The sequence below is a fragment of the Pseudomonas taiwanensis DSM 21245 genome, assembly GCF_000425785.1.
GTDB lineage: Bacteria > Pseudomonadota > Gammaproteobacteria > Pseudomonadales > Pseudomonadaceae > Aquipseudomonas > Aquipseudomonas taiwanensis.
Genome location: NZ_AUEC01000016.1, coordinates 128,569 through 139,885, shown reverse-complemented (window position 1 = coordinate 139,885; position 11,317 = coordinate 128,569). Strand labels below are relative to the sequence as shown.

At 54.6% G+C, this 11,317-nt stretch carries 11 protein-coding genes and 1 pseudogene; 8 read left to right on the top strand and 4 right to left on the bottom strand.

The genetic code is table 11. From position 1 onward, the window contains the following. The first annotated feature begins 30 nt into the window (after positions 1-30). Positions 31-2,274 (top strand): phage tailspike polysaccharide lyase family protein, encoded by a 2,244-nt coding sequence (locus H620_RS0107950; protein WP_027907104.1) that lies wholly within the window; start codon positions 31-33, stop codon positions 2,272-2,274. Positions 2,275-2,354: 80 nt separating this feature from the next. On the opposite strand, the gene H620_RS0107945 is transcribed toward H620_RS0107950, so the two are convergent. Both H620_RS0107945 and H620_RS0107940 read right to left on the bottom strand, forming a co-directional pair. After that, positions 2,355-3,998: a D-glucuronyl C5-epimerase family protein gene (locus H620_RS0107945; protein WP_027907103.1), complete on the bottom strand. Its 1,644-nt coding sequence runs from the start codon at positions 3,996-3,998 to the stop codon at positions 2,355-2,357. 102 nt (positions 3,999-4,100) lie between these two features. Then, positions 4,101-5,165 carry an acyltransferase family protein gene (locus H620_RS0107940; RefSeq protein ID WP_027907102.1) on the bottom strand — a complete coding sequence of 355 codons (1,065 nt, stop codon included), beginning with the start codon at positions 5,163-5,165 and terminating at the stop codon, positions 4,101-4,103. 296 nt (positions 5,166-5,461) lie between these two features. Between H620_RS0107940 and H620_RS0107935 the strand changes: the two are divergent. The 7 genes and pseudogenes from H620_RS0107935 (at position 5,462) to H620_RS0107905 (ending at position 9,473) form a co-directional block, all read left to right on the top strand. Then, positions 5,462-5,893: pseudogene (locus tag H620_RS0107935) on the top strand (lysozyme). 1,347 nt (positions 5,894-7,240) lie between these two features. Continuing rightward, positions 7,241-7,729 carry a glycoside hydrolase family 24 protein gene (locus tag H620_RS0107930; RefSeq protein WP_027907101.1) on the top strand — a complete coding sequence of 163 codons (489 nt, stop codon included), beginning with the start codon at positions 7,241-7,243 and terminating at the stop codon, positions 7,727-7,729. Then, entirely contained in the window at positions 7,726-8,106 is a 381-nt protein-coding gene (locus tag H620_RS0107925) for a ubiquitination-like system serine protease family protein (protein ID WP_049818730.1), read from the top strand. Before H620_RS0107930 ends, H620_RS0107925 begins: the two co-directional genes overlap by 4 nt. Next, positions 8,091-8,606: a DUF2514 family protein gene (locus H620_RS0107920; protein WP_049818729.1), complete on the top strand. Its 516-nt coding sequence runs from the start codon at positions 8,091-8,093 to the stop codon at positions 8,604-8,606. Before H620_RS0107925 ends, H620_RS0107920 begins: the two co-directional genes overlap by 16 nt. Positions 8,607-8,648: 42 nt before the next feature. Beyond that, positions 8,649-8,873: a hypothetical protein gene (locus tag H620_RS0107915; protein WP_027907098.1), complete on the top strand. Its 225-nt coding sequence runs from the start codon at positions 8,649-8,651 to the stop codon at positions 8,871-8,873. An 80-nt stretch (positions 8,874-8,953) separates the two neighbouring features. Then, positions 8,954-9,262 carry a hypothetical protein gene (locus H620_RS0107910; protein WP_027907097.1) on the top strand — a complete coding sequence of 103 codons (309 nt, stop codon included), beginning with the start codon at positions 8,954-8,956 and terminating at the stop codon, positions 9,260-9,262. After that, on the top strand, positions 9,252-9,473 hold the full coding sequence (locus H620_RS0107905) for a hypothetical protein (RefSeq protein WP_027907096.1): 222 nt from the start codon (positions 9,252-9,254) through the stop codon (positions 9,471-9,473). Before H620_RS0107910 ends, H620_RS0107905 begins: the two co-directional genes overlap by 11 nt. A 460-nt stretch (positions 9,474-9,933) precedes the next feature. On the opposite strand, the gene glsB is transcribed toward H620_RS0107905, so the two are convergent. Next, a complete protein-coding gene (glsB, locus tag H620_RS0107900; protein ID WP_023381155.1) occupies positions 9,934-10,842 on the bottom strand; it encodes a glutaminase B in 909 nt (302 codons plus the stop codon). 218 nt (positions 10,843-11,060) lie between these two features. Further along, a complete protein-coding gene (locus H620_RS0107895) occupies positions 11,061-11,243 on the bottom strand; it encodes a hypothetical protein (RefSeq protein WP_023381154.1) in 183 nt (60 codons plus the stop codon). Positions 11,244-11,317: the final 74 nt, after the last annotated feature.

Sequence of the window (11,317 nt, the reverse complement as noted above, 5' to 3'; positions counted from 1 at the left end):
TGAGCGGGCTTTTTTATGCCCGGAGAAAATATGCGCTACAACACTGGCAACCCGGTTGGAACCGATGGCTCGAGCGATCCGCGCGACCTCTACGATAACTCTGGCGTGATCGACGTCTGGGCGACTGACCGCACGAGAGTCACTGCGCCTGATCGGCTTGGTGTCGAACGCAGGACCCTGTATGGAATGGAACAACAGGTGGCCGAGTGGTTAGCCGCACAAGGCTTTGAGCCAGTTCCGTTAATCTATGTGGATGGCACGCAGCTTACCGTTGATCGACCAACACAGCTGATCCAGCGAAACGACAATCTCTATAGCGTAAAGCTGCCAGCCACCTTCCCAGTGGAGCTCAGCGGAACCTGGATTGATGATCAAAACCTCCTAGTGGCACAGGTTGATCGATCGCTGCGTGATGCACTGGCAAGTGCTTCCGGTGCGAGCATGATCGGTTACCGCCAGCGCACCGTTGCTGATCGCCTGAACGACACTGCTAACGTCAAAGACTATGGTGCGATCGCTGACGGCACCTATCATCCGCTGTCCGAGCGATTCGCCACTCTTTCCGCTGCTCAGGCCGTATACCCACACGCCACGGCGCTGACTGATTCCATTGACTGGGCGGCCTTTCAAGCGGCAATCAACAGCGGAGCGCCGCGTGTTCACACACCTGGCGGGCATTATGTCCTCAACAAAGGCACCCTGTGTACTAGGGATATCGTCTATTCGGGCGACGGCTATGCCTCTCACATTGATCTGAGCATGGCCGGGGTAGACGGAGGGATCCTCACTCGGGGTGATCTTGTTCAAATTTCAGATCTGAGCCAGAACATCAACCGTGGGGATCGCACTCTAACATTTCCTTCCCCTCCGGACCTTGTCCCCGGAGACGTAATCATTGTTTACAACCCAACAGACGGAAGCTGGTTATCCGACCGCCCGTCGTACCGCGCAGGTGAGATGTTCCGCGTTCACTCGATTAGCGGGAACGTAGCCACCGTTTACGGCACGGCAACCTCGACTTATTCTTTAGGCGCCGTGGATGTTTATAGATTGCGCGGCGTTCGTTGCACCGTAGATGGCTTGCATGTCACCCCGTCCGCCACTTATTCCATGGGCGCTATAGAGGTGACGCTCGGCGATACCGTACGGTTGCAAAATCTATATAGCAGCGGGGTTACACTATATACGCCGTTTGTGGTAGACCGGTGCTTTGATGTAAGCATTAATGCCGTATCTGGAGTGAACCGATCGCCATCGGTTAACGATGAGTACGGCTTGACCATTGCCAGTTGTCAAAACTTCACCATCACTGGCAGCACATGCGGCGCAACCCGTCACGCAGTAGCCCTCGGCGGCTATGACCGAGTCTGTTCGGTTCCTAACAGGAACGGCCTTTTGTACGGCCTTGTTTTGGAGAACATCGATTTAGCAGCTGATACATACTCCGGCGATATGCACGGCAATGCTGACAGTATCACGTATGACAACTGCGTGTTCCGCAATGGCGTTATGCTTTCGGGAAGAAATCCGACCGTCAGGAATAGCACAATCTTTGGGGTTAGTAGCCAATCCGGAGAATGCGTGTATGGCACCGAATGCCAGGGCGGCATTTATACTATCGAAAACTGCCGGTTAATAACTTACGGGGATGGGTTCCAGAACGCCTACATTTACATATCCCCAAGTTCATCGCTTGTAGAGGGGCTACTCTTGACGGTGAGGAATGTAACGGTGGAGGCTCCTAACGCAATAAGCAATACCGACGTTGTAGGACTCCGCCCGCGCGGTGCCACAGCGCAGAACTGCAATGCGCTGATCGATGGATTGCAACTCCGCGCTGCAACTGCCAGGAGCTTCCTCCGCGCTGATGACCAGGTTCTGGCGACAATGAACTCTGGATATCTGAGCGTAGACAACGTATTTGGCCCTGCGGGTACAGCCCTTATTTTGGCAAACGCCAAGATCGCAAACGTTCCGACCAAGCAGATGCGACAAACTGGCTCCGTGGATGTCGTAACAACTGCCGCACAGGTGGTTCCAGCGACGGCGCAAGCGTTCCGATATCCGTACTCGAAGATCCCTAATGCTCCTAGTCCTGGAATCTACCTGCCGACGGGCGCGGCTCAAGGCCTGATCGGGGCGTCCGTAGCAGTTCCGAAAGTGTACGAAGTCAACGCCCTCGCTATTAGACCGGCAATGATCGCCACTACAGGAACATTCACTGCTGGGATAACGGTCAGGCTTGGATGGGAGGCGAGTGTTGATGAGGTGTAGTAACTAAGAGCGGCCTAATGCGGATAAATACTAGGCTGCTCTTAGTGTTTGTGGCTGCTTGAGATGTGGCTGCTCAATAATTACTGCTGCGGGAAATTGGCTGACTTGTTTCTTTTGAGGAATGCCTCTAGGTTAGAAGTATTTCTGATTATAGAGGCTTCCTTGATGCGCACTTCAAAGTTATTTGTATTTGGCTTCGTGTAAATTCTAAGCGATAATTTAGCTAGTTTACTGCCAAGGTCTGATCCGTTTTTGAATCCAAGCTTGTTAAGGACGACAATATTGTCTTTGTCGCCTTTCAGGATTGGGTAATAGCTTGTTGCCAGTTTGGCATCGTCGCTTTGAAGAATGATTTCAAGCTGTGATTCCTGGGTTGTGTGAAGCACAAGTGCTATTTTTTCCGAGACGGAAACGTCACGGTTAATGTCGATGACTATTCTGGCTTCCCCAGGCTTGGCGCTTTCACCTTTTTCAGGCGTGACATCGATTGTATTGTTTGTGCTTAGCTTGCCTTGTAATAAGGCGACAGGCTTTAAATCTATCTTATCTTCGGCGCTGCTTTTTATTACTTCGAATTTGTCCTGATTGTACATGGGGACATCGACATTGCTGTGCACAGTGACATTGCAGTAATCTGGGGTTGATTTTACAGGAAGGCGTAGAATCATTCTCTCTGGCAATGGCTTTTCGCTGTACGCGTCGTTGTTCGTAGTGGATACAATTTTCCCATTAACCTTGCAGCTTGCGGTGACCGGATAAGTGTCGGTCCAGTATGCATTTGGCGCTCCCATCATGGAGAACTGTATTTGCAGACCCTTTGGTGTTTTCACTAGGTAAAGAGGATATGCTTTTTTGAAAATGTCTGCGCGCCGTTGGGCAGGTTCTTTGTAAGCGTCGTCGCCGGTGACTGCAGCAATTGCTCTAAATTGAGCTGTTTCTATTATGCTGTAATGAGTGGGGTTAATTACTTTGGGGACAAGCTGGTACCAGGTCCAGTTGTCATTTGTACTGTAGTATTGTGGAAGTCGGCTAAAGGTCCCCTTTTTTGCGCACTCATAGGCTTCCATAAGTTGCTTGTCACCAGACGCATCCGCAAGCATGTACAAAGCTTGGAGCCCCCAGAGATGCCCGTTGAGAACGTGGTACTCTTTATCTTTTGTTATTCCTTTCCACGAATACTCAGATATCCAGCAGGTATCGTTTTCTCGCCATAGTACTCCGCCTTCGGTAGGCGGTTTAAGCATAAGATGAGCGCTTTTCAGTGCTGCTTCTCGGTAACGTTCATTACCGGTTGCTTGCCAACCAGCAAAGAGGGTCATTGGGCCGAAGAAGCCGTCCATGCCAGACCACCATGGGGCTTTGATGCCCTTGTCATAGTCAAAGCCATAGAACCAGCGAGTACCATTGGCATCGCGACTTGCAGGTTGATACTCATCCAGCATGAAGTCTAGGGTTCTTTTGGCAAGATCTAAGTTCTCCTGGTTTCCGGTTCTTTCATGCATCATGAGAAGACGGAAGGCAAAAAAGAATGGTCGCAGTGGGTCTTTTTTCTCTGCTGTCTTTTTAAGTCCTTCTTCGTTGAATACAGAAGGCTTCATCCTGGACCATTGGAATGGGGCGAGTTCAACATCTGTTCCGCCAGCAAGTCTTTTTTTGTCATCCACTGTTGCTTGGGCAGGACTTGATATGATGTAGAGTGCGGCCAATAAAACAGGCAGTTTCATGCTGAAAGCGTCCTTTCGTAAGCTTGTGCGTCTCTAGATAGTCATCGGGTGTATTGTGATGACTATGCTTTAAAGTGCAGTGTCGAAGATAGTGTGTGTCAGTTATTCATGCTGTGGAATATTTTTATCTTGTGCCGCGCTCTGCGGTTTGCTTTTCCAAGAGTAGCGAGACTTTAGATTGATCAATGGGCGCTCAAAGAAGATGTAGCTCAAAGGAGCGACAACGAACGTCAGCCATACACCAATGTCTACGCTTGGCGGGAAGGTTGCGCCGCCGCGATAAGGTCCATTTCCTGTAAAGATACCTTGCCATACATAAAGGCCGTAGCTAATAATGCCAAGGGCGGCTAGCGGCTTGATTTCCAGCATGCGTACTAGCGTAGATCCTTGATTGTGGTATATATAAAGTACCAAAGCGCATACGGACGTAAGCCATATGGCGTCAGAGGAGAAAAAGGCGGGGGTTGCTGTGCCGAATAATATTGAAACTAGAAGTATGTTTGATTTTGACTTGTCAGTGAACAGGGTTTTTATGTAGTTTGCGTTGCATACGAAAGCAAGCATGCATCCTGCGAGGATTGGCAGCATTGCTGGGAATGTCCAGCGGTTCATGTAAAATCTTTGGCTTTCAGGGTATATAGATGTTCCAATTGTTACGCATGCCACTGCTATGGCGGTAGCCGTTATGAATGCGACTCTATTTCCGAGGCAGAAAATAAGAGGCCAGAATAGGTAGAAGTGCTCTTCTACAGAGAGTGACCAAAAGTGTGACATTGCGGAGTATGCGCATTCTTTTGGGTAGAAGTTAACTGTATATGTTAGTGCGTATGCGAATGAGCAGTTGGGGATATTGGCTCTGCTCGTGTAATCTATGTACATGAGGAAGAATATAGCCAAATAGTACAGGGGGAAAATTCTAAGTGCTCTTCGCTTTATGAAGGCTATTATGTCAACTTTCCCTGTTGCATCTTTCTCCTTTATGAGGAGAAATGTGATAAGGAAGCCGGAAAGTACGAAAAACACATTGACTCCGGTCTGCGCGCTTAGAGCTGAACGGACGGCAGTGCTAGTAATTCCGAGCGCTTGCCATGCTTCCGCATGAGACATGATTACGAGCAAGACTGAAATGGCTCGAAGCCCATCAAGTCCCTTGATTTTACCGACCATTTGTCACCTCGAGGCATTGAAAGCGGCGAAATTCTACATGAAATTTTGATCTGGTTGGCCATCGCCTCGGTACGAAGTGTCGATTGCGGCAATCTCAGGTGATCTATTCGCCGCTGCTTGCATGTGGGTATGCCGACTTTTCGGGCGTGGTAGCGGGAAACGTCAGGGGTCGCTGTGGATTTAGGTGCTCTGCTTTCGCTGTCCGCTATCCCTTCCATTCACCACTTATTGCTATCTGCCCATCTGACCCAAACCAACCGGCTATCAGCCGGTATTTTTTTGCCTGGAGGAAACCCATGCGTACATCACAACGCGGCTTGAGCCTGATCAAGTCGTTCGAGGGCTTGCGCCTGCAGGCCTACCAAGATGCTGTTGGCGTCTGGACCATCGGCTACGGCACTACTCGATGAGTAAATGTCGGCATGAAGATCAGCAAGGAGCAGGCCGAGCGCATGCTGCTGAATGACGTGCAGCGCTTCGAGCCAGAGATCGAGCGCCTGGTGACTGTGCCGCTCAGCCAAAACCAGTGGGATGCCTTGGTGAGTTTCACCTATAACCTTGGCGCCGCAAATCTGGAGTGGTCGACGCTGCTGCGTAAGCTAAACGCTGGCGACTATGCCGCAGCCGCCGATCAGTTCCCGCGCTGGAACAAGGGTGGCGGGAAGGTTCTGGTGTGGCTGGTGCGCCGCCGCGCCGCCGAGCGTGATCTGTTTTTGGAGGGGGCGTGAACGGCTGGGGGGCGCGCGCCGTCGGTGCGGTTCATGCATAATGTTGGTTTTGAGCGGAAAACATGAATCGCAGGGAATTTCTTGTTTCGGCTGGTGTTGTAGCTATCGCCACGGCGACCCCTTTACTTCGCAGGATTGCGCCACCAGGACCACTTACCATTCAGAACGCGTACAGCCTATGGTACAACCGGCCCGCAGCCGCCGACCTAGATGGTGGGTTCTGCTTTGGATACATTACTTCTCGCGGAGAAATTGTCATTGCGGAAATTACCGACGAACTATTGGTGCGGCGATCGAATGTTATTCATCGATATGATGATTCAAGCGATCATGGGTCTCCGGCCCTAATAAGAATTCCCAGTGGAAAGCACAAGAACAAGATTCTGGCATGCTACAGCAATCACGCCACTCCGCTGATGATGAACCGGACAAGCAGGCCTGGGGATGTAGGTGGTTGGGATGGGGCAAAGATACTCGATGGTGGTCGATCTACGTATGCCTCACTCGTGTCTTTGCCAAATGGGCGAATCGTCCTCATGCACACCCTCCAAGAGCGTGTCGGTAAATACAGTATAGGAGAGTGGCGGCGCACAGTTGCGAGATGGACAGAGGACGGTGGAGATAGCTGGTCTGATCCAGTTCAAATTGTAGGGTTTGGAGCGGGAACGTTCCCTTATTCAACGCCGATGACAGTCTCTCCTGACGGCAGATGCGCGATGACATATGCAATTTATAGGGCAGAAACTAAGCGACATCATGGACTCACTCTGGTTGTTACAAGCGATTCGCTCCAGTCTCTGATTGAAATTCCAATTGAGCTCGGAGAAAACTCAACTCAAGATACAGTCCCATATGAGACAAAATGGCTAGACAACGGGACAGTGGCTGTTTCGTTCAGCCAAATGTTAGGTGGTGGTTCACGCGGCGTGAGCAGGGTTGCATTTGTCAACGTTGAAAGCCGAGCAGTATCTACCATTGTTACGCTTTCAGAAGCTGCGGTTCATACTTACGCTGGAGGTGCCTCTCTTGATTCTCGTGGGGCGTTCGCTGTCAGCTCACCTCCTAATGGAGGGTTGGTCCAACAAGACATATCCAATGGGTCTAAAAAGATTTTGGTGGAAAAAGGTTCCTTCTCTTCTCCGTGGATATTCACATCGAACGGACGGCCTATGTTGGCTGCTCTAAAGAATCCATCCATAAAATCTACCCGGCGCTTCTCGGCAGACCTCTACATTGCTCAGTTGAGGTGATCAATCAAAGATTGCATCTCAGGACTGGCTCGCAGGCCTGAGATGCACTGAATCAACCTACCGCCACCTGGCGGTATTTTTTTGCCTGGAGAAAACCATGGCTCGACTGACTGAGGCCCAGGCCGGTGGCGCAAATGTGCTCCGGTTCCTGGACCTGATCGCCTTCTCGGAAGGCACCGCGACCGTCAAGGGTAGCGATGACGGCTACAACGTCCTGTACGGGCGCGGCCTGTTCACCGGCTACCAGGATCACCCACGTCAGAAGCTGACTTTCCCCATCAACGGAAAACCAGTTACCAGCACGGCAGCAGGCCGGTACCAGCTGCTGGCACGCTACTGGGACGCCTACCGCGTGAGCCTGCGATTGCAGGGCGGCTTCACTCCGGAGAACCAGGACCGTGTAGCGCTGCAGCAGATCCGCGAGCGTCGGGCGCTGGAGGACATCAAGGCCGGCCGCATCTCCGATGCGATCGCCAAGTGCTCGAACATATGGGCCAGCTTCCCGGGCAGCACCTACGGGCAGAACCCGCACCGCCTGGACAAGCTGCTCGGGCGCTGGGTCGAACTGGGAGGGGTGCTGGCATGACCATCAAAACGATAGGCCGCTGCCTGGGCCAGGCACATGACGGATCGCTGTGGTTCTTCTGCAAGGGCTGCGATGCGCCACATAGCCTCCAGGTTGGCGCGGGGCCCGGTCCGCGCTGGGGCTACAACGGCAACGCAGATTCCCCGACATTCACGCCATCGGTCCTGGCTCAATGGGATGAGTGGGATCCACCGGCCACCACGCTGGAGATCCGCGACAAGATTCTGAGCGGCGAGATCGTGCAGACCAAGGTCGCCAAGGTATGCCATTCCTTCGTCACGGACGGTCGCATCCAGTACCTGGGCGACTGCACTCACGCGCTGGCCGGCCAGACGGTCGATCTGCCGGACTGGGAGGCGTCATGGAGCAGCTGGTGAGGCTTGTGCCGGCCTGGTGCTGGTGGCTTGCAGCTCTACTGCTTGCCGCCGCTGGCCAGCAGTATCGCGTCGTGGCCGCCCAGGGCGAAACCGGTACCGCGCGCGGCCAGCTGGCCGAATACCGCTTTGAGGTGGCCGAACGCGACCGGCGCGTCGCAGCCCAGGCCAGAGCTGAAGAACTACGCCGCCAATCCGCGGCGGACGAGGAGGGTGAGAGTGCACGCAAGAAACTGGAACTGGCCAAAGGCCGCGCCGCTAATGCTGAGTCTGCTGCTGACGGGCTGCGCTGGGAAATCGCCAGACTGCGAGACGGCCATCGAGCCACCTGCGATACCATCGCTGCCCAGCAGCGCCAGGCAGGAACCTCTGCCGTCGTGGTGCTCGGGGGATTGCTTGAGGAGTCTGACCGAATGGCGGGAGACCTCGCGACAGCGCTTGAGCGAAGCCGAATAGCTGGACTGGCGTGCGAGGCGGTGGTTGATCACATGAAGGCTCCGTAGCGACTGCCTATAATGGGCGGTCTAGGTGGACGGAGAAGAGCAATGGACAAGCGCACCTTCATTGGGATGGTCGAGGCCGGCGAGCCGCTGATTCAGCAGGCCATCGACGCCATGCGGGAATACCACCAAGCCCAGGACTGTGGCGCGCCGCCTGAAGAGGTCGAGCGCCTACGCTTGCTGGCTGAGTCGCTGTTCCAAGTCGTCTCCGATTACCAACTTCGCGTGATTGCCAAGATGCGCGGCAAGGAACTACCCCCGCTGCACTGATCCGCTGACCGGCAGTTGCCGGGGTGCTGACTTGGTGGATACGATACTGTATCCATATACAGTATTGGTGTCGGTGAGCTATGTACTTCCTCGTTGTTCGTCGCCGAGTACGCGGCGTGGCAATCCCTGCGGACCAGCTTCGTAAGGTCAAGGCCTTGAAGGCCGACATCCACATCGGTGAGCATCACTCCGAGGTGCTTGGCCGGGTGGCTACCCAGGCATGGGTTTTCAACCCGACGCCGAGCGGAGACATCATCCCGCGCCTGCTAGATGCCAAGGTCAACGGCATGGCCCAGCTCGGCATGAACATCAATGGCGTGGAGGAGGTCGACGGCGTGCTCTACGCGCAGTCCTGGTGGTGCCGGGCGGAGGGGTCGTATGGCAACTAGTCTGCCGCCGGCCTGGCTGGCCGAACTGAACGACCAGGGTGCCCTGGTCACGGATCCGGATGGGCGTGCCGCCGTGCTCTGTGAAATGGCCTTTGCTGCTCATCGCCGCCGCGAGGTGGACGACGGTGAGTTATCCGACATGCTGGAATTTGCCGAGGCTGCCCGGCTGTGGGCGCTCGAGCATGAGGGGCCTGTCGGGGTGTCAACTTGAGAGGGGAGTTAGGGTTGGCAGAACGCCGGAAGAGGCGGGTTCTTGCTTGCCAAAAGTGCTGGATGGATGCACAGGGAAGCTCGTACCACTTTTTGTACCAATAGCTGTGTTTTGGTGGGTATCTCAGAGTGATGAGGCGGGCTGGAAGGCCCGTAAATACGGGCTTTCCTCACTTGCGTAAACTGTTCAAAACGCGGAAAACATCTTTGGAGTATGGCTGAACGGCTGTCGAATGCCTTATATCTAAAGGGCGCAACGTGAAGGAAATTTAATCCGGTACGCCATTTTTGATTTCCCCAAGCGCGTAGGCGGTGCGGTTTGCGATGCAACATCCACGACCGGCCTTATTCGACCCGAAGGGGCCTGCGAGGTCGGCGGCGCTCCCGCAGCGCTCACTGCTGACGCCAAGGCAGCTTTGGGGCGCAGGCCAGCCTGACGGCCAGGCGACACCACCCGCGGGTCAGAACACCGACCATCCGATCCGTGAACTGAGCAACTCGAGCGCCGCCATCCCGGCATACGAGTTGCCCGCCGTATTCAACTCCGGCGACCACACGCAAACGGTGAATTGACCCGGCACGATCGCCACTATTCCGCCACCTACGCCACTCTTGCCTGGCAAGCCCACGCGGTAGGCGAAATTCCCCGCTTCGTCGTACAGCCCGCTGGTGGCCATGATCGAGTTCACCTGCTGGGTCTGGCGTCGGGTCAGGATTTGCTCGCCACTGTGCTTGCAGAACCCATCGTTGGCCAGGAAGCAGAAGGCACGGGCCAGGTCGAGGCAGCTCATCTGCAGTGCGCAGTAACTGAAGTAACTGCGCAGCACCGTCTCGACTTCGTTATGGAAGTTGCCAAATGACTGCATCAGGTACGCCATGGCGGCGTTGCGCGCGCGGAACTGGTACTCCGAATCCGCGACGCGGGCATCGATGGCGATACGGGGGTTGCCCGATAGCCGCCGTACGAAGTCGCGCATCGACAAGGTGGGCGCGGCGAAGCGCGACTGATTGATATCGCAGATCACCAACGCGCCCGCATTGATGAAGGGGTTGCGTGGGCGCCCGCGTTCGAACTCCAGCTGTACCAGCGAGTTGAACGGTTGACCTGAGGGCTCATGGCCAAGACGCTCCCAGATGGCTTCACCTGAATGGCCAATCGCCTGGACCAGACTGAACACCTTGGAAATACTCTGCACCGAAAACGGCACCAGGGCGTCACCTGCGCAGTAGTAGCTGCCATCGTTGCCATAGACGGCGATGCCCAACTGCTGCGCAGGCACATCGGCCAGCGCGGGAATGTAGTCAGCCACTTTGCCCTTGCCGATCAAGGGACGCACTTCGTCGAGAATCTCGTTCAACAGCGTTTGCATGGAAAGCCCTGTAATCACTTCCCCAGACGACAAGCGAGGGGTAGCGTTTCAGACGCAGGCTCATCGGCACAGATCACACATTCATGATGAAATGGCCCGAGCGATCGGCATTGTAGGTGTCAGAAAGCAGGTGACCCCATCCGCCGGGCCATGAAGGCAAAAAAAGCCCGCCATAGGCGGGCCAGAAGGGCGTAGGGAGCAACGCACAACAAATAGGGTCAGGCGAGCAGCGTGTCTGCTTGCAGTCGCTGGGCCAGGGCCTGGGCCGAGGCGCGAGTCATCAGTGGGCCGCTGACGGCTTCGCCATTGCGTACCAGGTACCAGCAGGCCAGCAGGCCTTGCTCACGCAATGCGCTTGGGACGGCGCTGCCGACGACGGACATGATCTGGATAGTGGCCATGTGGACCTCCTGTAAAACATGGCCCTACCTTACGCAGCAGCCAGAGAGGTTTGAAATCAACTTCCTCGATAGTG

Coding starts and splice junctions, on each gene's coding strand:
- H620_RS0107950 (WP_027907104.1), top strand. CDS start 31: ATGCGCTACAACACTGGCAACCCGGTTGGAACCGATGGCTCGAGCGAT.
- H620_RS0107945 (WP_027907103.1), bottom strand. CDS start 3,998: ATGAAACTGCCTGTTTTATTGGCCGCACTCTACATCATATCAAGTCCT.
- H620_RS0107940 (WP_027907102.1), bottom strand. CDS start 5,165: ATGGTCGGTAAAATCAAGGGACTTGATGGGCTTCGAGCCATTTCAGTC.
- H620_RS0107930 (WP_027907101.1), top strand. CDS start 7,241: ATGGCTCGACTGACTGAGGCCCAGGCCGGTGGCGCAAATGTGCTCCGG.
- H620_RS0107925 (WP_049818730.1), top strand. CDS start 7,726: ATGACCATCAAAACGATAGGCCGCTGCCTGGGCCAGGCACATGACGGA.
- H620_RS0107920 (WP_049818729.1), top strand. CDS start 8,091: ATGGAGCAGCTGGTGAGGCTTGTGCCGGCCTGGTGCTGGTGGCTTGCA.
- H620_RS0107915 (WP_027907098.1), top strand. CDS start 8,649: ATGGACAAGCGCACCTTCATTGGGATGGTCGAGGCCGGCGAGCCGCTG.
- H620_RS0107910 (WP_027907097.1), top strand. CDS start 8,954: ATGTACTTCCTCGTTGTTCGTCGCCGAGTACGCGGCGTGGCAATCCCT.
- H620_RS0107905 (WP_027907096.1), top strand. CDS start 9,252: ATGGCAACTAGTCTGCCGCCGGCCTGGCTGGCCGAACTGAACGACCAG.
- glsB (WP_023381155.1), bottom strand. CDS start 10,842: ATGCAAACGCTGTTGAACGAGATTCTCGACGAAGTGCGTCCCTTGATC.
- H620_RS0107895 (WP_023381154.1), bottom strand. CDS start 11,243: ATGGCCACTATCCAGATCATGTCCGTCGTCGGCAGCGCCGTCCCAAGC.